The 19,402-nt window shown below is 44.3% G+C and carries 15 protein-coding genes; 9 read left to right on the top strand and 6 right to left on the bottom strand.

Annotation, left to right across the window (positions count from 1 at the left end; all coding sequences use genetic code 11):
• Positions 1-23: 23 nt before the first annotated feature.
• On the top strand, positions 24-1,397 hold the full coding sequence (radA, locus tag B5X68_RS05665; protein WP_082213645.1) for a DNA repair protein RadA: 1,374 nt from the start codon (positions 24-26) through the stop codon (positions 1,395-1,397).
• 19 nt (positions 1,398-1,416) lie between these two features.
• On the opposite strand, the gene B5X68_RS05660 is transcribed toward radA, so the two are convergent.
• From B5X68_RS05660 to B5X68_RS05650, 3 genes are read right to left on the bottom strand one after another with little or no spacing between them, the layout of a single operon-like run.
• Positions 1,417-2,565 (bottom strand): hypothetical protein, encoded by a 1,149-nt coding sequence (locus tag B5X68_RS05660; RefSeq protein ID WP_082213644.1) that lies wholly within the window; start codon positions 2,563-2,565, stop codon positions 1,417-1,419.
• Between the two features lie 51 nt (positions 2,566-2,616).
• Positions 2,617-3,531 carry a DUF58 domain-containing protein gene (locus B5X68_RS05655; RefSeq protein WP_082213643.1) on the bottom strand — a complete coding sequence of 305 codons (915 nt, stop codon included), beginning with the start codon at positions 3,529-3,531 and terminating at the stop codon, positions 2,617-2,619.
• 12 nt (positions 3,532-3,543) lie between these two features.
• The gene (locus B5X68_RS05650) at positions 3,544-3,996 is read right to left on the bottom strand and encodes a septal ring lytic transglycosylase RlpA family protein (RefSeq protein WP_082213642.1); all 453 of its coding nucleotides are present in this window, start codon (positions 3,994-3,996) and stop codon (positions 3,544-3,546) included.
• 237 nt (positions 3,997-4,233) lie between these two features.
• Between B5X68_RS05650 and B5X68_RS05645 the strand changes: the two genes are divergently transcribed.
• Both B5X68_RS05645 and ychF read left to right on the top strand, forming a co-directional pair.
• Positions 4,234-4,581, top strand: a complete 348-nt coding sequence (locus tag B5X68_RS05645) for a DUF3276 family protein (RefSeq protein WP_082213641.1) — start codon at positions 4,234-4,236, stop codon at positions 4,579-4,581.
• A gap of 160 nt (positions 4,582-4,741) precedes the next feature.
• Positions 4,742-5,842: a redox-regulated ATPase YchF gene (ychF, locus tag B5X68_RS05640; RefSeq protein ID WP_082213640.1), complete on the top strand. Its 1,101-nt coding sequence runs from the start codon at positions 4,742-4,744 to the stop codon at positions 5,840-5,842.
• Positions 5,843-5,900: 58 nt separating this feature from the next.
• Here the strand turns inward: ychF and B5X68_RS05635 are convergent, their stop codons facing one another.
• A complete protein-coding gene (locus B5X68_RS05635) occupies positions 5,901-7,187 on the bottom strand; it encodes a type IX secretion system plug protein (protein WP_082213639.1) in 1,287 nt (428 codons plus the stop codon).
• 105 nt (positions 7,188-7,292) lie between these two features.
• Between B5X68_RS05635 and B5X68_RS05630 the strand changes: the two genes are divergently transcribed.
• Positions 7,293-7,871 (top strand): Uma2 family endonuclease, encoded by a 579-nt coding sequence (locus B5X68_RS05630; RefSeq protein WP_082213638.1) that lies wholly within the window; start codon positions 7,293-7,295, stop codon positions 7,869-7,871.
• Positions 7,872-7,939: 68 nt separating this feature from the next.
• Here B5X68_RS05630 and B5X68_RS05625 read toward each other — a convergent pair whose 3' ends face one another.
• Complete coding sequence (locus B5X68_RS05625) at positions 7,940-9,895, bottom strand: ABC-F family ATP-binding cassette domain-containing protein (protein WP_082213637.1); 1,956 nt, start codon at positions 9,893-9,895, stop codon at positions 7,940-7,942.
• A 108-nt stretch (positions 9,896-10,003) separates the two neighbouring features.
• On the opposite strand from B5X68_RS05625, the gene B5X68_RS05620 reads away from it, so the two are divergent.
• From B5X68_RS05620 to B5X68_RS05600, 5 genes are all read left to right on the top strand, one after another.
• The gene (locus tag B5X68_RS05620) at positions 10,004-10,582 is read left to right on the top strand and encodes a precorrin-2 dehydrogenase/sirohydrochlorin ferrochelatase family protein (protein ID WP_082213636.1); all 579 of its coding nucleotides are present in this window, start codon (positions 10,004-10,006) and stop codon (positions 10,580-10,582) included.
• Positions 10,583-10,778: 196 nt separating this feature from the next.
• A complete protein-coding gene (locus B5X68_RS05615; RefSeq protein WP_082213635.1) occupies positions 10,779-14,135 on the top strand; it encodes a SusC/RagA family TonB-linked outer membrane protein in 3,357 nt (1,118 codons plus the stop codon).
• 44 nt (positions 14,136-14,179) lie between these two features.
• The gene (locus B5X68_RS05610; RefSeq protein WP_082214017.1) at positions 14,180-15,652 is read left to right on the top strand and encodes a RagB/SusD family nutrient uptake outer membrane protein; all 1,473 of its coding nucleotides are present in this window, start codon (positions 14,180-14,182) and stop codon (positions 15,650-15,652) included.
• A gap of 18 nt (positions 15,653-15,670) precedes the next feature.
• Positions 15,671-16,597, top strand: coding sequence for a zinc-binding metallopeptidase (locus B5X68_RS05605; protein WP_082213634.1), 927 nt, complete (start codon positions 15,671-15,673; stop codon positions 16,595-16,597).
• Between the two features lie 22 nt (positions 16,598-16,619).
• Positions 16,620-17,924 carry a DUF4302 domain-containing protein gene (locus B5X68_RS05600; RefSeq protein WP_082213633.1) on the top strand — a complete coding sequence of 435 codons (1,305 nt, stop codon included), beginning with the start codon at positions 16,620-16,622 and terminating at the stop codon, positions 17,922-17,924.
• A gap of 97 nt (positions 17,925-18,021) precedes the next feature.
• Here B5X68_RS05600 and B5X68_RS05595 read toward each other — a convergent pair whose 3' ends face one another.
• Positions 18,022-19,398: a RagB/SusD family nutrient uptake outer membrane protein gene (locus B5X68_RS05595; protein WP_082213632.1), complete on the bottom strand. Its 1,377-nt coding sequence runs from the start codon at positions 19,396-19,398 to the stop codon at positions 18,022-18,024.
• Positions 19,399-19,402: the final 4 nt, after the last annotated feature.

The raw sequence follows: 19,402 nt of genomic DNA, 5'->3' as shown, positions 1-19,402 counted from the left end.
ATATAAATATTACTTTTCTACTTATGGCCAAAGCCAAGACAGCCTATTTTTGTCAGGAATGTGGGTATAATTCACCCAAATGGGTGGGCCGCTGCCCCTCCTGCGGAGAATGGAATACTTTTGTTCAGGAAGTTATTGAAAAAGAAGATAAGAAGACAGCCGTTGCCTGGAAAGGCGTAAACCTGGCCAGCAGGCCGCGATCCATTGCTGAGATAGAATATCAGAATGAGCCGAGGATTACTACATTCGATGGCGAGCTCAATCGTGTGTTAGGCGGCGGAATTGTGCAGGGTTCACTGGTTTTGATAGGCGGGGAGCCAGGAATCGGGAAGTCGACATTAATGCTGCAGATAGCACTTACGCTTTCCAATAAGAAAGTGCTTTACGTTTCAGGAGAAGAATCCGATCAACAGATCAAGATGCGGGCGGAACGCATGGATTCCAAGAGCGACAACTGCTTTATTCTCACCGAAACGCACACCCAAAACATCTTCCGGCAAATTGAAGATTTTCAGCCCGAAATCCTGATCATTGATTCGATCCAGACCATGCAATCGACTTATATTGAGTCGGGTGCAGGCAGTGTGTCGCAGGTGAGGGAATGTACAGCCGAGTTTATGAAATACGCCAAGGAAATGGGTGTGCCTGTTTTCCTGATCGGCCATATAACCAAAGACGGTTCACTGGCAGGCCCCAAAGTGCTGGAACACATGGTGGATACGGTTTTGCAATTTGAGGGTGACCGGCATAACACTTACCGCATTCTCAGGACCGTGAAAAACCGTTTCGGAAGCACATCCGAGCTTGGCATTTACGAAATGCATGGCTCCGGTCTGCGGCAAGTTAGTAACCCCTCTGAAATACTCATTTCCCAGCGCGACGAACCGGTTAGCGGCATTGCAATTGGATCTATGATGGAAGGAAACAGGCCTTTATTGATTGAAATTCAATCCCTTGTCAGCGTCGCCAATTATGGAACGCCACAACGTAGCAGCACCGGTTTTGATGGTAAGCGGCTTCAAATGTTGCTGGCCGTTTTGGAGAAGCGTGGCGGATTCAGGTTAGGCGTTCAGGATGTGTTTTTGAATGTGGCCGGCGGATTAAAGGTCGAAGACCCTGCGATTGACCTGGCTGTCATTGCTTCTATTGTTTCTTCTTATGAAGATAAATTTATTCCGCCTTCGGTCTGTTTTGCGGCAGAAGTTGGGCTTGGGGGAGAAGTAAGGGCCGTGAGCAGGATCGAAAACCGGATCTTTGAAGCGGAAAAGCTGGGTTTTAAAAAGGTTTACATTTCGAAATACAACAGCAGAGGGTTGGACTTAAAAAAATTCAGGATCGAGGTTATTGCTGTTGCTAGCCTGGATGAACTCTTTATGTCCCTTTTTCTTAACACCTAATTATTAAAAAAGCGCCTTATCAGTATTTCGCGTAGTAGGTTTGCAATTTACTGGTAAGGCGTTCATAAATGGGTTTGCTGAATTCAATAAACAGTTGCTGGGGCGCAGGAGGCAATAATTCCTGACTTTTACACTGGCGAATCTGGGCCGCTGTAAGTGCACGTTCATCACCATTGAAATGTGCCCATTCGCACATCCAGTTATATTCCCCATTGAATTTTTCCTGGGTCACCACACGTTTTGTTTTAAAATCCATGATCTGCATATCCAGCAGTCCGGCGGAAAGGACGGTTTTACGACTTTGGGTAAATTTGGCTGTCACCTTATCGTAAACTGGCTTTTTAGACCTCCCCACCTGTTTCTCACCAATTTTTACGCTGTCTTTGCTGATCACAACTTCCGTATTTTTCTCAACGAGCGTATTTCCTACGACGAAGTCATCAAATTGGAGCTTGATAATGTGATCTGGTTGTATTTTAAGGTTTGCGGCTTCTTCCGGCATATAAAACCTTACGAATTTGTTCAGCCGCTTGTTGGTTTGCAGATACTCATTAACCCGCTCCTGAAAATATTCATTGCTCAACTGATAAGTCCTGGAAGTGACAAGCACTTGTTCTACAACCACTTTAAACGAAGCAATTTCATAAGCCAGGTCCAGCTTTTTTTTCACATCATTGAAGTTCGGCAGAATGCTATTCACCACCTCGAAATGCTCGTATGCCTTGCGGGCATTTTCCCGATCGCCTATGGCCAACAATGTTTGCGCTTCTTTGTAACGGACGTTGGCAGCATTGTGCCTGGCCATTTTCTCTTCCTGTGCAAAATTTTGAGCGGTAACAATCTTGCTGCACGAACCACATTGTTCTATAATCTGAAAAAGCCGGTTGAGTTTTTCGAAGGATTGAAGTTCCGCTTCCCATTTGAAAAGGTCCTCGGACTCCTTATTTTGCTTAATATCATTCAGATGCTGTTCAAGCGCTAACGGATAAGCTTGTTTGAGGATATCGATGGAAGAGCTATGTTCCGGGTTACCCCTCAATTTTTCAGCTGCCCGAATGACCGAATCGTCGAAATCACCTCTTTTTAAGGACTTTTCGGCTGATTTGCAATTGCTTAGCAGGGAAATTGTTACGGTAAAATAGAGGAAGAGAGTAAAATATTTTTTCATAGAACTGATATACAGAAGGAGTGGGGATCTGCAATCAAATTTCTGAAAAAATTACCTCATTTTTGAGTGTTTTACCAAATAGGCCATCAGGATCGGATCAAAGCCTTTTGCAATATCAGCTTCAATAAAATCGATCTTATACTGACCGCATTTCAGTTTTAGTTTTTGATAAAAGTCGCCTACAAATTCCTTATAGGAATCTCTCACCTGATCAGGCTGAATCTTGATCCTTTCGCCGGATTCCAGGTCTATGAATTCGTAGGGGCGATTTTCAAAAGCGAACAGCTCTTCGGTATTGCGATCCGTAACGTGAAAAAGGAGCACTTCATGCAGATTGTGCCTTAAATGCTGCAATGCGGAGAAAATTTTGTCGGCTTCTTCCAGGTTATCGAACATATCGCTGAAAATCACAACGAGCGAGCGCTTATGTATCTTTTCGGCTATTTGGTGCAAGACGCTAGCAACGGATGTTTTGAGGAGCGGCCTTTTGCTTTGCAGCACATTATCCAGTTCGAGTATGATCTTGTGCACATGCGAAGGCGTTGACTTCACAGCCGTCTGAATTTCAATGTTTTCTGAAAATGTGCAGAGACTTACGGCGTCTTTTTGTCTTTGCAGAAGATAAGTGAGGCTTGCCGCCGCCATGACACTGAATGTCATTTTACCAAAACTTTCTTCCGGATAATACATGGAAGAGGAAGTGTCCAGCAACAAATGGCAGCGGAGATTGGTCTCTTCTTCGTAACGTTTTACATAAAGGCGGTCTGTTTTTGCATAGACCTTCCAATCAATGTTACGTGTGGATTCTCCCGTGTTATAAAGCTGATGTTCAGCGAATTCAACTGAAAAGCCGTGAAACGGAGATTTGTGCAGACCGGTGATGAAACCTTCCACCAGTTGCTTCGCCAGAAATTCCAGATTGCCAAACTCCCTTACTTTTGCTAGATCAAGTTGTCGGCTGTTCATTCTGAAATTAGGTTACCTATCGCCGCGCATAGCGACTACTTTTCCCGATTTGGCGTCAATTTGTTCGTTGGGGTCGAGGAGGACCATTCCTTCCATACCGACAACGCGTATAGAAACATTGGCAACACCTTTTGCAATTATGCCGAGTAATCTGGCGGCCTCATTACTTAGATCGACCAGCCTGTTTTTGGCATAAGGGCCACGATCATTCACTCTTACTATCACTTTTTCATCATTATCCAGATTCGTTACTTCGAGCATCGTGTTAAGCGGGTAACTTCTGTGAGCTGCTGACAATTCTGTGCTTTTGTGCACTTCTCCGAAGGAGGTTTTCTTGCCGTTGAACCGGGTTGCGTAATACGATGCGTGACCGGTTTCAGTTTTGCCCAGCTTAACTTGTGCGAAAGCGGCTGGTGCGGAAGCGAATGCTAACAGGATGAGAATCAGAATACGATTATAAGTCATATCTCTGGTTTTAGGTGAAACATAATAAGGTAAAACTCCTTATTCCTTACTGTTTATTTGGTAGTTCCTGAAAAATCGGAAACCCACGAATTTCAAAGCTAAGAAAAACTTTTTAAAAAAGAGCAATTTCAAATGCTAAAGTGATAAGCCACATGAAAAATGTACTAGTCAATACTAACAAATTGCTAATAAGTGTCCGTTTTTTTGTTAGCAGCAATAAACTTTATATTTTAGCGTTTGAAAACCTATTTAAAACTTAACATAGTGGAAGACAGAGAGCAAATCTACTCCAAAAGGGTCAGGGCAGGAAAACGGACTTACTTCTTCGATGTTCGCTCGACGCGATCCAACGATTATTATCTTACCATCACAGAAAGTCGCCGCCATCCGCAAGGGGACGGGTTCACGTATGAAAAGCACAAGATGTTTTTGTACAAAGAAGATTTTGATAAGTTCGTTGATGCTTTGAAGGATGCCGTGGATCATGTGAAAACAGAGTTGATGCCGGAAGTTGACTTTTCTCAGTTCGAAGCCAAAGCCGATGAGGTGGACGTAGTTGGCGAGTCGGACCTTAAGTGGGATTAAAAAAATTAAAAGAATGAAAAAGCCTTCGCAATCAATTACGAAGGCTTTTGGTTTTTCTACTCGCTAAATGGTAATTTTGCAAAAATTATCATCTGGCAGACAGGAGTTCTTTGCACTGTTGCATTGAAAACTACCTGCTTTTAACTGCATAAATTATAACATGAGTCTTCAATGTGGGATCGTGGGATTGCCGAACGTAGGGAAATCCACTCTTTTTAATGCCATTTCAACCGGTAAAGCCGAAGCTGCCAATTATCCTTTTTGCACAATAGAACCCAACGTAGGCGTGGTAACCGTGCCCGACGAACGTTTGGACGTGTTGACAAAATTGGTTAGTCCGCAGAAGGTTATACCAACAATCATAGAATTCGTAGATATCGCCGGTCTTGTGAAAGGTGCAAGTCAGGGTGCCGGGTTAGGAAACAAGTTTCTGGCCAACATTCGGGAAGTGGATGCCATTGTACACGTTGTAAGATGTTTTCAGGACGAAAATGTCGTGCACGTGGAAGGTCGCGTTGATCCTGTTTTTGATAAAGAGATCATCGACATTGAGTTACAAATGAAGGATCTTGAATCTGTTGAGAAGAAAATCCAGAAAACAGAAAAGGGAGCGCGTGCCGGTGATGCAAAAGCAAAAGCTGAACTGGAATGGTTGAAAAAATACAAAGCAACGCTTGAAGAAGGCAAAAATGCCCGCAGCGTGGTGATTGACGAAGAAACAAAGGAAGCCGTGATCGGAGACCTGCAGTTGCTTACAGCGAAACCTGTTCTTTACGTTGCCAATGTGGACGAAGGTTCGATGCTGACAGGCAATGAATATTCTGAAAAATTGCGTGAAGCTGTAAAACACGAAGGTGCAGATGTAATCGTTCTTTGCGCGGCTATCGAATCACAAATTTCCGAAATCGAAGATCCGGAAGAGCACGAAATGTTCCTGGGCGAATATGGATTGAAAGAATCCGGGTTGAGCAAGCTGATCAAAGCATCGTATTCGCTGTTAAATTTGATCACTTATTTCACTGCGGGCGTGAAGGAAGTAAGAGCCTGGACGATTGTAAAAGGCTGGAAAGCACCCCAAGCTGCCGGTGTCATTCACAGTGATTTTGAGAAAGGCTTTATCCGTGCTGAGGTTATTAAAATTGCTGATTATGAGCAATATAAAACAGAGGCAGGTGTGAAAGAAGTGGGTAAAATGGCCGTTGAAGGAAAAGAATACATTGTTGCGGATGGTGACATTATGCATTTCCGTTTCAACGTATAGAAGGTTTGTTTTGAAAAGATTGCGGAGCGGCCGGTTGGTCGCTCCTTTTTTATGCTTTTTATCGTCTCCTGTTCCACTCAACAGTCCGGTAACCGATCAGTAAATCGGCCCTTCCGGCCTGTGGACGGTGATATATGAGAATGTCATAGTCATTTTCCGTTGCACCGTAATTGCCTTCAATAAAACCTTCATCCGCTTTCTTTTCGCCGTTTTTCAACATTGCATAATTATAGTTGATAACGCCCTGTTTCACCATCATTTCCGCTTCATAAGCATTGGTAGCAACATTATAGGTCATTTTATTGGCGTCCGTCAATTGCCATAAATTAAAGGCGCCGTTCACGTAAAAAGTGGCATCCGGATCTTGCTCAGTTCGTAATGTAAACAGCACAGGCGTATAATCCGCCTCCACACTTCCGCGACCGGATTCTCGCTGATCTACAATGTATTGACCATTGAAATCGTCGATTTGTATATATGCATTATTTCCGCGGGATTTGTCAGGAAACAACATTAACCTGGTGAAGTCGTCGGAACGCTCTATCTCATTTACGCCATATCCTCTGCCGGTGAGGCTTCTGCTATCGAAATAACGGAATTCGTTTCCGCCAGGGAATGTGTTTTCCAGGTCAAAAAAAGTGTATTCCAATATTTGATCAAAAGGTCTGACATTCGTTGGTTTAAAGTTTGCTCTGATCTCGTCAAACCGAAAGTTTTTTCTGAGCACGACTTTCAAGTCTGTTTGCGGCGCATTCAGCGGATAACCTTTATAATTAACTGAGAAATCAATCTGCTGGTCGGAAAACTGCTGCTGGATTCCTTGCGAGAACCGCGCCTTGGCATCAATGCTCACCCGGGATTCATAAAGCATGAATCTCCTGCTCAGCACGGGCTTCCTATCGCGATCTGAATAAACATAAATCACATAATTGCCTGACAATTTAAGTTTTGGCAATTCCAGCTTGTAGTGGAAATAAGGCACTTTGGTGCTAAAAGATTGCTGGTAATCATTAATCGGATACTCATTGAATTCAAATGTAAACTCAATGTCATTCAAGTTGGATTTGGTCCAATCTGCATTGCAATGAATGATTTTTGCCCGATAACCTGCAAACTGGCCCGAAAGGTCATCAAACTCCAGAACTAGCGGAGAAGGGCTGGTTAGCGGTTTTATTGCCGGAGTGAGAAGCCGGGTAGGGTTTTCAGGATCTTCGAGCGCCGGATAAAGCAAAACCGTCTTGATCTTATCATTATATATGTAGTCTTCCAGCCGGATGTTCTGAGATTGCGCATTGGCTTTTACCCAAATCAGCATTAACCAAAAGAATAGTGAAATCGACCTCATGAAAATGTTTTAAAATAATAACGTGACTTTTTGATACAAGGTACGTCTGAATACGGAAACGTGTTTTGCGCGTTAACAACAATTTTTTAACTTACCTAAATCTAAATGATCGCACAGACTATCAAAATGTATTCAGAAAAAGAATATCTCGAACTGGAAAGGGAAGCCGAGTATAAAAGCGAATATTACCAAGGGGAGATATTTGCGATGGCGGGAGCGAGTCCTAATCACAATCGGATTTTGGGGAATATCTCAGGAGAATGTTACATTGCTTTGAAGGGCAAATCTTGCCAGAGCTTTTCGAGTGACATGCGTCTGCACATTCCGCAAAACGGACTTTACACTTATCCTGATTTGTTAGTGGTCTGTGGAAAGTTGGAGTTTGCAGATAAGGATAAGGATACGTTACTAAACCCTTCTACCATTATTGAAGTTTTATCTAAGACAACCAGCGCTTATGATAGAGGCAATAAATTTCGACTTTATAGATCAATTCCGACACTAACAGAATATATTCTTGTTGACTCTTTATCGGTGTCTGTTGAGGTTTTTAGGAAAGATGGAAAAGGAATTTGGTACTTAGCAATGGAAACCAATAACATAGAGGATCGGATTGCTTTGCCCAACCTCAATCTGCAACTAAATTTAAGTGACATCTATGCGAGAACTAGTGGATTAATTTAGCATTATAGATAAAAGCAGAAAGGGAAATCAAACGATTTCCCTTTCTGCTTTTATAACATTGAGTTTACTTACTTCCCAGCCAGCGTATCCACTTCCAGCATCAGATTCTCCCAAGTCTCCGTGCTTTGATCCAGCTTTTGCTTAATGTCTGCATAAAAACGGTTCAGATCTGCGAGTGCTTTTGAATCGTTGTAAATCTCGGGATTCGCGAGCTTCACTTCCGTTTCTGTTTTCTTAATTTCCAGGTTGTTGATCGTCGCTTCCAGCTCTTCGATTTGCTTTTGCGCTTTCTTTATTTTTTGAGAATCTTCGTTGGAAACCGGCTTTACATTGTTTTTCTGCGCGTTACCATTCGAAGCAGGTTGCGGAGCCGTTTTCTGTGGCGGCGCACTGCTAACAGTCGCTTTATCACTTACGGCAGATTGTAAACCACGTTCTTCAACCCAAACTTCATATTCCTGATATGTTCCAGGATATTGTTTAATCTCATGATCTTCAATATACCAGATCTTGTTCGCGATATTCTCAACAAAATATCTATCGTGGGAAACGACGATGTAACTGCCTTCGTATTGCTGCAAAGCCTGGATCAGAATGTTCACCGACTGCATGTCCAAGTGGTTGGTAGGCTCATCAAGCAGCAGGAAATTGGCTTGTGAAAGCAGAACCTTGGCAAGCGCAACCCGCGATTTTTCTCCTCCCGATAGGACTTTGATCTTCTTAAAAACATCATCACCAGAGAAAAGAAAACATCCCAAAACCGTCCTTAACTCAGTTTCCGTCTTGTTTGGATTCGCATATTTAAGCTCTTCGATCAGGTTATGGTTCACATTCAGCGATTCCAACTGGTGCTGTGCGTAAAACGTGAAAGAAACATTGTGCCCCAATCTTCTTTTTCCTTCAATAGGCTCAGTTCCGGCCACAACGCGTAGAACCGTCGACTTTCCGCGTCCGTTTGCTCCGATCAGCGCGATCTTGTCGCCACGCTCCATGCTAATGTTGGTGCTGTCCAGAATGACCTTTTCGCCATAAGCTTTGGAAGCATCTTCTAGCTGGAAAACGTGCCTTCCGGGCTGTGTCGTAAACTGGAAACGGAAGTGAACTTTTGCGTTTTCATCAATCACCTGATCCACAACATCCATTTTATCCAGTGCCTTTACACGGCTCTGAACCTGGCGGGATTTGGTTGCTTTTGCCTTAAAACGCTCAATGAAACGCTCAGTCTGACGGATTTTTGCCTGCTGGTTTTCGTAGGCGCCACGTTGAATTTCATTGCGTTCCTCTTTCTCCTCCATATAATAGGAGTAGTTCCCGGCATAGTAATTGAGTTTTCCATTGGCAACTTCAACTGTTGTATCAATGGTGTTATCCAAAAACTGCCTGTCGTGAGAAACCACGATTACAGCACCTTCGTAACTTTGTACATATTTCTCAACCCACTGAATAGAAGGCAAGTCAAGGTGGTTGGTAGGCTCATCGAGCATGAGTAATGATGGCTTTTGCAAAAGCAACTTTGCCAGCATTACCCGCATTCTCCAGCCTCCGGAAAATAATCTTAATGGTCTGTGCAGATCGTCCGTTACAAAGCCAAGTCCTTCGAGGATTGCTTCGGCTTTCGACTGGATTGTGTAACCGTCCAATGCCTCAAATTCGTCCTGAACCCTTGCCAGTTTGTCAACAAGGGCATCTGTATAGTTATGTTCCATATCATACAGGATCTTGTCCATTTGGATCTGCAAGATATTTTGCCGCTCAAAAGCCTGCATGGCAACCGACAAAATGGAATCATCACTTTGGTAAGAAAGCAAATCCTGGTTCAGGAAACCGATGGTGCAATCTCCCGATTTGGAAATATTTCCGCCGTCCGGCTGAAATTCCCCGTTTATCATTCTAAGCAGTGTAGACTTTCCTGTGCCGTTCAGACCGATAAGGCCTATCTTTTGTTTTGGCTTGATATGCAGCGAGGCACTGTCATAAAGTGCCCGGTCTCCAAGAAAGTAACTGAGGTTTGTAATCGCGATCATGGCGCAAAGGTACGGCGAAAGAAGGAGATAGAAAAAGTGTAAAAGTTGGAATAGTTATAAAAGGCAAAGCATAACCCGGTAATTGTCAGATTTAATGTAAATTTGGACATGAACAATTTGTTTCCGATCTTCTTAAAACTTGAAAACCTGCATACGCTTATTGTGGGTGGAGGATATGTTGGTCTTGAAAAAATCACTGCTGTACTGGACAATTCTCCGTTGGCTAATGTATCCTTGGTTTCACCGGACATCCGCCAGGAAATACGCGATATAGCCAGTGCGAATTCACGGATTAGTTTAATTGAACGCAAGTTTGAAAACGAGGACCTGGTTGCAAAAGACCTTGTGATCGTCGCGACCAATGATAAGCAGGAGAACGCCAGAATTGCCAATGTGGCGAGATCGCAAAATATACTGACCAATGTTGCTGATACACCGGCCATTTGTGATTTTTATTTGTCGTCCGTAGTGCGGAAAGGGAATCTGAAAGTTGCGATTTCTACGAATGGCATGTCGCCCACTTTGGCCAAACGGCTTAAGGAAGTTTTAGGGGACGCATTGCCGGACAATCTCGAAACTGCGATGGAGCAGCTGAAAGCCGTCAGGGATATGTTAAAAGGAGATTTCGCCTCAAAAGTGGACGAATTGAACCGCATTACTTCAGTTTTGACCGACAAAAAAAGCTGAATCAAAAAATAGCCGAAAAAGGCCTCATTTTGCCACAATAATTTTGTGTCCGAAGTGTTTTATTAATTGCAAACCAAAAGTTTGGCGTTACCCTCCACATCGTTTCGTATTTCTGCGTATTATTGAGATCATTAACAACTAAATCCGTCCAGGCGGAAACCCATTAATTTTGCGTTAGACTTATACTTTCTTCTATATGGATGTTCTCTATCGGATCAGTGGCCTGAGTCGGCTTTCAGTCTTGCTTGCTATTTTAGTTTTTTTCTCCAATTCATTTTCTGCTTTTTCAAATTCGGTATCAAGCGTTGATATTGATATAAAAGGTGTTGTCAAAAGCACAACCGGCGAAGCGCTGATTGGTTCGACGGTCCGGGTGAAAGGGACACAAAAAGGCACGGTAACCAACGAAAAAGGCGAGTTTGCGCTACAGGGAGTCAATGAAGGAGCCACATTGGTAATCAGCATGATCGGTTTTTTACCAAAAGAAGTAAAAGCGGCGAAAAGCGTTTCCATTCAACTTGCAGAAGATGCAGTCGGGTTGCAGGATGTGGTTGTTACTGGTTTTCAGCAGATTGACAAAAATAAATTCACTGGTTCCGCAGTAACATTAAAAACAGATGATGTCAGAATAGACGGTCTGCCCGATGTAAGCAGGATGCTGGAAGGCCGTGCAGCCGGGGTTTCTGTGCAAAATGTTTCCGGAACATTTGGAGCAGCACCAAAAGTGAGGATCCGCGGAGCCACTTCTTTGAATGGTGACAACAAGCCGCTCTGGGTTATTGATGGGGTTGTTCAGGAAGATATTGTGAATATTTCCAATGACCAGCTTTCAAGCGGTGATCCCACAACATTGCTTGGATCGGCCGTCGCAGGACTTAACCCTGCTGATATTGAGACATTTGATATTTTAAAAGATGCTGCTGCGGCCGCGTTGTACGGCGCCCGCGCAATGAATGGCGTTATCGTTATCACAACAAAGAAGGGAAAAAGCGGCAAGCCTGTTATCACATATTCAGGTAATTTCAGCACCCAGCTCACGCCGAGTTACCGGAATTTCAACATTATGAATTCAGCCCAGCAAATGTCTGTCCTGGGGGAGCTTGAACGCAAAGGTTATCTTACTTCCGGCATTCTTTCCAAGCCTGATTATGGCGTTTATGGCAAGTATTACAACTCTTTGACCGGTGATGATCAGGGTAATTTCCCTATTGCCAACACGCCGGAAGCCAAGCGGGACTTTTTGTTAGGATACGCAAGGACAAATACAGACTGGTTCGATGTATTATTCAAGCAAAATTTCATTCAGGAACATTCGGTAAGTGTTTCTTTTGGAACTGATAAATCAACTTCTTACGTATCAACGAGTTATCTTGATGACAATGGCTGGACCATTGCGGATAAGGTAAAGCGTTATACATTAAACTTCAAAAACAACTATCAGCTTTCAGACAAGATCAGCATTGGTTTGCTTACCCTTGCTTCTGTAAGACGGCAGGACGCGCCTGGCTCTTTGAGTAGAAGGAGCAATCCGGTGGAAGGAAAGTTTGACAGGGACTTTGATATCAATCCATTCAGCTATGCGCTAAACACGAGCCGGACTTTGAGCGCCTATGACGAAAATGGAAACCTTGAATTTTTCAGAAGAAATTTCGCACCTTTCAACATTGTATCTGAGCTTGCAAACAATCGCATTAAGCTGAATTTGGCGGATATTAAGTTGCAGGGAGACCTTTCCTATAAGATCACAGACCACATTACTTACGATTTCATCGGCGCGTTGCGATACATCCAAACTGGCCGTGAGCATATTATTACAGAAAATTCCAACATGGCCAATGCTTATCGCGCCGCGGATAATTCCACCATTGCATTAGCCAACAAATATCTTTATACAGATCCCGATGTGCCTAATGCATATCCGGTGGTTGTGCTTCCGAGCGGAGGTTTTTATAACCGTAATGAGGATCAAATGTTGTTCTATAACATTCGGAACAATTTCAGATACAATCAAACATTCAGAGAGCGGCATGCTGTGAATTTGCTTGTTGGCCAGGAAATTAAGTACACCAACAGGCAAAATTCAAATAACACGGGTTACGGCTTCCAGTACGAGCAGGGCGGGACGCCGTTTGTGGATTACCGTATTTTGAAGCAGACAATCGAAGCCAACTTTCCCTACTATGGAATGCGGATGGATTATGAGCGCTTTGCAGCATTTTATGGCAGCGCCGGCTACACATTGGACGATAAATACAACTTCACAGGTTACATTCGTTACGACGGTTCCAATGGCTTTGGTAAATCCGCAATCGCACGCTGGCTCCCGACGTACACAGTGGCCGGCTCCTGGAACTTTGACCGGGAAGAGTTCATCAAGCGTTTCAAATGGCTGAGTATGGGTCGTTTGCGTGCAAGCTATGGATTATCTGCCGATACGGGCCCGGCAACAAACTCCGCTGCTTTATTTCAGAGCATTATCACAAAAAGGCCATACTTGGATGAAAAAGAATCGGCGATCCAGCTGACTTCTCTTGAAAATACCGAACTGACCTGGGAAAAACTTTACAGCGGAAACGTTGGACTGGACCTTGGTTTCTTTGCCAACCGCATTAATTTGAGTGTAGATGGTTATATCAGAAATAGCTTCGATCTGATTGATGAAATCAAAACATCCGGCATAGGCGGACAGATTTTTAAAGTTGCCAACTATGCGGATATGGAATCTTATGGTGTTGACTTTTCGCTGGATGGGGTTTTGTTTAAAACCAAAGACTGGGACTTCCGTTCGCGGATAACGGTTGGGTACGCCCGCACAAGAATCACAAATGTCGATAACAGTCCCGGTATTTTTGATCTGGTAAAAGCAGAAGGTGCGAATGTACAGGGAAAACCGGTCCGCAGCTTGTTTTCGATTAAATACAATTCGCTTGATCCGAAAACCGGCGTGCCAGTCTTCCTTAATGAGAATGGCGAGGTGAACTCTGATGTGTATTTGCAAGATCAGAATATTAGTTATCTGAAATATGAAGGCCCGGTTGACCCGCCGATTACGGGTGGTTTTAACAACACCTTGACTTACAAAGATCTTTCATTAAATGTATTTTTGACTTATCAGGCTGGGAACAAAATCCGCTTGAATCCTTTGTATAAAAGCACATTCAGCGATCTGGATGCAATGCCCCGCGAGTTTTTGGACCGTTGGGTTACAGCCGCTGATCAGGGATCAACGAATGTTCCCGCGATCAGTGACCAGCTTCAACTGCAATATCTGACAGGAACATATCCTTACAACATTTACAATTATTCAACAGAACGTGTTGCGAAAGGCGACTTTGTCAGGCTCAAATCGGTTTCGCTTGCTTACAAGGTTCCTTTGGTGGTTGCTTCAAAATATGGCTTCAAAGGTGCCAGCATTCAGTTGTCCTCAATCAATCCATGGTTGATTTATGCGGATAAGAAGTTGAAAGGACAAGATCCGGAGTTTTTTAACTCGGGTGGAGTGGCTCAGCCCATTCAGAAACAATTTACAGTGGCGTTAAAGCTCACATTGTGATGGTAGTTGGCATGTGTAACACGGATGATTTTAAGTTTTTCAAAATGAACAAAATCAAGCTTTTAAAAAATATCCTGCTCGTCCTGCCGGTTTTACTGCTGTCGGGCTGCGAGGATTTCCTTTCCACCGAGCCTGATAGCACTCGGGCAACCATTAATACGCCGGCGCAGGTTTCTCAGTTGTTAACAACAGCCTATCCGCAAGGAGGTTACGTGGTTTTTGCTGAGTCAATGAGCGATAATGTGGAGGACAAAGGACGTGGAGAAGACGACAAAACGAACCGCGGCTCCTATCTTTTTGAGGAAGTGGAAGCAACCGTTGAGGAGCAGGATTCGCCGGATCAATACTGGGCTGAATGTTATCGGGCCATTTCGGTTGCTAATCAGGCGCTGGACATTATCAGCAAGTCAGCGGATCAATCGCAATATACGGCTCAACGTGGTGAAGCCTTGCTGGCGCGCGCCTATGCGCACTTCATGCTTGTAAATTACTTTTCAAGATTCTTCGATCCGCAGCAGCCCAACACCGATCCCGGCATTCCTTATGTGACGGAACCTGAGACAGTTGTTTTGAAGAATTACGAGAGAAAAACAGTTGCTTTTGTGTACCAGATGATCGAGCAAGACTTACTGGAAGGTTTGCCGCTGATTAGTGACGGAACTTACACGGTTCCAAAATATCATTTTAACCGCGCTGCTGCGAATGCTTTTGCATCCCGTTTTTATCTTGTCAAAAGGGATTATGCCAAAGTCGTCGAGTATGCAAATAATGTATTTCAAGGCAGCAGCATTGCCGATAATCTACGGCCATGGAACAGCACTTATGCGAGTCTTTCGCCACAAGAACTATGGAATATATTTGCCAGGGCTAACCAGAATGCCAACCTGATGCTTGTCGAAACTGCTTCCTGGTTTGGAAGGAATGCCCCCCAGTATCGCTACGGAATGACTTATCGCAAATGGCTGGAAATTTCGGCGTCGGAGCGAATTGTTAACGGCTCCGCAAACTGGTCATATCCATTGTATTATCAGGGCGATAACAATTATTTCATTCCCAAGTTGTTTGAATATTTTGTGAGAGAGTCGGTGAATGCGGACATTGGTGTAGGCTATGTAATGTTGCCCATTTTTACAGTGGAAGAAGTGCTTTTTAACCGCGCTGAAGCCAATGCTTACCTGGGAAATACAACAGCCTCACTAGCCGATATTAACCTGTTTGTCGGCAAACGCGTCGAAAATTACAATCCTTCCACGCATACTGTAAATGCCGCCAGCATGAGAAGATTTTTTGGCACGACCAATCTGCGTGATGGCATTATTAACACCATTCTTGCTTTTAAAAGGGTTGAATTTGTTCAGGAAGGAATGCGTTGGTTTGACATGCAGCGTTACGCACTTCCGGTTACTCATGAAACGGTTCTCGGGCAGGTTATTACAGTTCCTGCAACGGACCCCAAAAGGCTTTTACAAATTCCGCAATCGGCAACATTGGCCGGAATCGCACGAAATCCACGTTGACATTACTCATTGAAAGTCATGATAGGAAAACATTTAAACAAGCTTTTTTTCGCAGCCCTCATTTTTAGTGCGGGACTTAGCGGATGTAAGGAAGAGGAAATAGGGGAAGTGGAGGAGATTCCAGGCCTTGGCGGAGATGAGTGGGTACAAGGCCCGATCGACAAGTGGATCCTGGACAGCCTTGTAACGCCCTACAACATTTCAGCCAAATACAAGTGGGACCAGTTTGAGTTTGGGAACATTACAAAAACACTCGTTCCGCCAGACGAATCACAGGTTATTCCATTGCTGAGCACAATCAAAAAGGCCTGGACAGCGCCTTACGTAGAGGAGGCAGGAAAGGTTTTTTACAACAAATATTCGCCCAAATTCTTCATCTTGTCCGGGAGCAACGAGTATAATGCGGAAGGTTCCGTAACATTAGGAACCGCGGAAGGCGGTCGCAAAGTGGTGTTGTTTGGGGTGAATTTGTTTAAAATCAAAGGAATGCCCGGTTATGATCCCGGCAGAGATTCATCGTTTGTAAAAGACTGGTTTCTGCACACGATCCATCATGAATTCGGCCACATTCTGCACCAGACTGTCCTTTACCCGGTCGAATATAAAAATATTACAAAAGCACTTTATCAGGGAGGGAACTGGATCAACTGGTCCGACGAGGACGCGAGACGAGACGGGTTCGTAACAGCTTACAGCTCATCAAGTTTCGATGAAGATTTTGTGGAGATGATCGCGATGATGCTGACAGAAGGCAAAGTTGGATTTGATAAAATTGTCAACTCCATCCCTGAGGGAACAAGCCCGAGAGGAACAACCAAAGCACAGGCGCAGGCTGCATTAAGACAGAAAGAGGCGATCGTGGTCGCATACTATAAGAACACCTGGAAAATTGATTTTTATAGCCTTCAAAAACGGGTTAGGACGTCAATGAACAAGTTATTTTAATTGAATTTACAAATTACTGAGGATGAAAAAATCCATATTATATCTGCTGCTTTCCTGTGCTCTTCTCACTGCTTGTGATAATAGCGACGACACAGTCTTTGAAGAAACAGCGGACGCGCGGTTAAATGCAGCTTTGGCATCTTACGAAAAACAACTTATAGAAGCTCCTTATGGCTGGAATGCGGTAGTTTATACGGGCGGGGGCGGCACATATGGTTTTCATTTCAAATTCGATGAAAAGAACCGCGTAACCATGTATTCGGATTTTTCTGACGAGACCGCCGCAAAATCCAAGGAGAGCAGTTATCGCCTGAAAGCCGTTCAAACGCCGGTTTTGATCTTCGACACCTATTCTTACTTACACATTCTCTCGGATCCGGATGAGGAAGTGAGTGGCGGTGAACGGGGAGACGGTTTGTTGTCTGATTTCGAATTCAGTATTTTCCCTGATTCAGTGAAAGCAGAGTCAATAACGCTTGTAGGACGGAAAAACAACAGCCGGTTGGTGCTTACCAAGGCAACCCAAGCGCAGGTGGCATCTTACGCAGCAGGCGATTTAGCGAAAGCAGTCCTGTTTAACAATGTCATGAAATATCAGGCTTATTTCAAACGGGTCACTTTGGGAAATGTCACCTATGAGATCACATTAAGCCCAAGAGCCCGCACGATTAAGATGGTCTGGCTGGATGGGAGCGTTCCAAAGACTTTCACAACCAATTATTACTTCACCGCAGCAGGCGTCGCGTTCGTATCGCCGCTTGTTAATGGTTCGCAAACTATTAATGGCTTCACGAATGTAACCTGGAATGCCAATACGTTCCAGGTAGGGATTACCGGCGCTGGATTAAAAGGAACTGTTGTAAGTGCTATTAGACCTCTATCCGTAGACTTGGCCGCAGCCAGAAGATGGTGGCAGGAACCTATCGAATCAGGTGGTTACTGGAATTCCCGGCAAGGTTTTCATGTGAATGGTGTTGATGATGCTTTGAAAGTACAAGATCTCAAAGTCGGAGAAGCACCGTTCTACCGGTACATCTATCAACCTGCTGCCGACGGGAATATTGATCTTTTTGGACCAATATTCTATGAAGATGAAGGTGTAACACTTTTTTATGGGCATGGCCCTGGTCGCCCCACATTTGCAAGCGACGGAAGAATCATATTTTCACAGGTAGCTACTTTTGGAGACCTTCCAACGACTGGCCCAGCCGTAGAGTCAGCCAAATATCTGTTCGAAGCCAGCGGACATTACCTGATCCAAACCTCGGAAACAACTTTCGACATGGTTAGCGCTAAGGATGCTAAATCCTGGATATCCTGGGAATAGTAACTAAACAGGCTTCGAAAGCATTCTAAAACAAAAAACCACTTCCGTAATAGAAGTGGTTTTTTGCTTTTATATCACAAGTAACTTCGAAAATCTCCTAGTTATAACCCTCGTTCTGAACCAATTTTGAGTTTACATCGATTTCGCGTTGCGGGATCGGGAAGATCAGCCTTGGGGAATTGTAAGGAATCGTGCCTATATTCTGCTTGTTACGCTTCGCGTCGTGCACGGCGAGGCCTTCAAATGCAAGTTCCAGGTGGCGTTCTTTCAGAATCGAGGGCAATGTTACGGCGGTTGCAGCTTTCAAGCCGGCTCTCACCCGGATCCGGTTAATATCGGCCAATGGCGTCGCGCCTACGACAGTGCCAAGGCGGAAATTGGCTTCCGCACGTGTCAGATACATTTCGGCCAGACGGAATTGCAGCACATTACCCAGGTTGTCCAGGTGCTTTTGCGTGTAAGTGTTGCTGTTCGGCGTCAGGAAAAACGCACCGCGTTTGTCACCAGCTTCGTAAAGTGCCCTGTGCTTGCTTAAAATACGGATATCGCCCCGCCCGCCTGTTCCTGGAATGTCATCAATAGTTGTCCCGAAGAACGTGTTCAGGTCGTTGGTTCCGTCCTGCGACGTTACGATCATTGAGAAAATGTATTCTCTCGGATTTGCACCACCATTGTTTATAAAAGTGTAAAACAATGATTCGAATGTGCTGTTCAGGCTGTATTCTCCCGATTCAATCACCGTATTAGCCTCATCACGAGCAAGGGCATAATTGCCTTGTTGCAAATAAACACGTGAAAGCTGCGCAGAAGCCGCGTATTTGTTGGCGTAAATGGTGTTGGTTTCAGGCAACAGCGACTTTGCAGCATTAAGGTCTTCCAGCACCTGAGCATACACTTCTGCCACAGAATTTCGGGCCAGCTTATTCTCATCGGTCACGACACGTGTTGGTTCCAGCACCAAAGGAACGCCGGGATTCGAAGCATTATCGCCATCGCCCCATGTTTTGGCATACAGTCTCACAAGGTCGAAATAAACGGATCCACGGATGAACCTCGCTTCACCTTCAATGCGCGCGCGCTTCTCCTCATCCACAATGCTCAATGCAGAAAGAACATTATTGCAACGGTTTATTGCCACGTATGAATCGCGCCATGTAAGCTCAGCTGCAAGGTTCACAGTTGTTAGCTGCTTAGCAGAAATTTCGAGCATATTCTGAAATGTCCCCCCAAAAGCGATCTCATCATTATTGCCCAAAAGCTCAGATGAATACTGAAATGCACCACCGTAAACATCAACATCCTGGATCGCATCATAACAGCCGATCAATGTCACTTCTACGTCTTTTGACGTGCTCAATGCGTCGGTTTCATCAATGCTTTGCGTTGGGTCAACGTCCAGTTTGCTGTTGCAGGCAGTCGTAAAAAACAATCCGGCAGTAAGTGCCACACTATATATGAATATTTTCTTTTTCATGATT

It is taken from the genome of Dyadobacter psychrophilus (assembly GCF_900167945.1).
Classification (GTDB): Bacteria; Bacteroidota; Bacteroidia; order Cytophagales; family Spirosomataceae; genus Dyadobacter; species Dyadobacter psychrophilus.
Note: the sequence above shows the minus strand (reverse complement) of the source record. Positions and strands in the feature narration are given on the sequence as shown.

Bases quoted from the DNA above. Each gene is read 5' to 3' on its own strand.
- radA (WP_082213645.1), top strand. From the start codon at position 24: ATGGCCAAAGCCAAGACAGCCTATTTTTGTCAGGAATGTGGGTATAAT.
- B5X68_RS05660 (WP_082213644.1), bottom strand. From the start codon at position 2,565: ATGAAAAAATATTTTACTCTCTTCCTCTATTTTACCGTAACAATTTCC.
- B5X68_RS05655 (WP_082213643.1), bottom strand. From the start codon at position 3,531: ATGAACAGCCGACAACTTGATCTAGCAAAAGTAAGGGAGTTTGGCAAT.
- B5X68_RS05650 (WP_082213642.1), bottom strand. From the start codon at position 3,996: ATGACTTATAATCGTATTCTGATTCTCATCCTGTTAGCATTCGCTTCC.
- ychF (WP_082213640.1), top strand. From the start codon at position 4,742: ATGAGTCTTCAATGTGGGATCGTGGGATTGCCGAACGTAGGGAAATCC.
- B5X68_RS05635 (WP_082213639.1), bottom strand. From the start codon at position 7,187: ATGAGGTCGATTTCACTATTCTTTTGGTTAATGCTGATTTGGGTAAAA.
- B5X68_RS05630 (WP_082213638.1), top strand. From the start codon at position 7,293: ATGATCGCACAGACTATCAAAATGTATTCAGAAAAAGAATATCTCGAA.
- B5X68_RS05625 (WP_082213637.1), bottom strand. From the start codon at position 9,895: ATGATCGCGATTACAAACCTCAGTTACTTTCTTGGAGACCGGGCACTT.
- B5X68_RS05620 (WP_082213636.1), top strand. From the start codon at position 10,004: ATGAACAATTTGTTTCCGATCTTCTTAAAACTTGAAAACCTGCATACG.
- B5X68_RS05615 (WP_082213635.1), top strand. From the start codon at position 10,779: ATGGATGTTCTCTATCGGATCAGTGGCCTGAGTCGGCTTTCAGTCTTG.
- B5X68_RS05610 (WP_082214017.1), top strand. From the start codon at position 14,180: ATGAACAAAATCAAGCTTTTAAAAAATATCCTGCTCGTCCTGCCGGTT.
- B5X68_RS05605 (WP_082213634.1), top strand. From the start codon at position 15,671: ATGATAGGAAAACATTTAAACAAGCTTTTTTTCGCAGCCCTCATTTTT.
- B5X68_RS05600 (WP_082213633.1), top strand. From the start codon at position 16,620: ATGAAAAAATCCATATTATATCTGCTGCTTTCCTGTGCTCTTCTCACT.
- B5X68_RS05595 (WP_082213632.1), bottom strand. From the start codon at position 19,398: ATGAAAAAGAAAATATTCATATATAGTGTGGCACTTACTGCCGGATTG.